The 1,064-nt window shown below is 35.8% G+C and carries 1 protein-coding gene; it reads right to left on the reverse strand.

The features are described from left to right. Window positions 1–1,064: immunoglobulin-like domain-containing protein (locus tag GVV10_RS09420; RefSeq protein WP_159522008.1), on the reverse strand; the 1,064-nt coding region annotated here is incomplete at both ends.

Raw genomic sequence — 1,064 nt, forward strand, 5'->3', positions numbered from 1 at the left:
TTGTTTTTAATTTCATAAACAACTGTGTTGGAATGTTTGAGTATTTCTGCGTCGGTTCCTTCCATACTCTCTACCCACACTGCAAAGTTTTGTGCTTTAATAATATAATTTGTATCAACTGGATTGACATAGTCACCCACAAATACATATTGCACTGCTTCAACTGTATTGTTATCTGAATCTGTTACTGAATAATGAACTTCATACTCACCTTTTTTACTTGTATCCACTGTATTTGATACAATGCTTACATTTTGAGTAATATCGCCATCTTCTTCATCCAACGCTTTAACGCCTGTCATTGGATCAAAGGCATCATTGACTTGAAGAACTGTGAAGTCTGGAACACTTAAGACCGGTTTGTTTAGATTATCAACCGTTACTTTTGAAATTGTGGATGCTTTTTCATCTTTAATGACATAGAATCCAACTTCATAGTAAACACCTTGTGGTGTAAATTCTGCCTTAACAGTGTCTTTTCCTATTTCCACTGCTTCATCAACGACTGAGAAACTTTCTTTCTCTCGAACATAAACTTCTGATCGTTCTTTGTATAAGTCTTTATCATGCAACGCTGCTTCTTCTAAGTTTAGGTTGAAGTCTTTCGTATAAATAATAAACTCATCACCAATCACTGGGTTAACGTTTTCTGCTGTTACCTCTCCAATGATTTGGTCACTTGGCGTATCTTGACCTTCAATTCCGATCACAATATCATGTAATCCTACTTCTTTATCTGCATAGTTTCCTTTAGATTTAACGACTAGTTTATCATTTGCGCTTGTAACACTCACAACATTTCCTAAGTCATCAATATCAAAGAACCACGCTTCTGCAGAAGAGAGACGAATAATTTCACTGTCTGTTCCATTCATCACTGTTTTATTAATGGCAAAGTTATTGGCATTCACTGCATAACCATCTTCATAGTTGTAACCAACCAAGACAGTTCGTTTGCCAGTAACTGTATTGTCATCACTATCAGTGACTGAGTATTCAACCGCGTATACACCACGTTTGCTTGTATCGACTGTATTCTTAGTAATCGTAATTTGATCACTTAA

The sequence above is a fragment of the Erysipelothrix urinaevulpis genome (genome assembly GCF_009828835.1).
Lineage (GTDB): Bacteria > Bacillota_I > Bacilli_A > Erysipelotrichales > Erysipelotrichaceae > Erysipelothrix > Erysipelothrix urinaevulpis.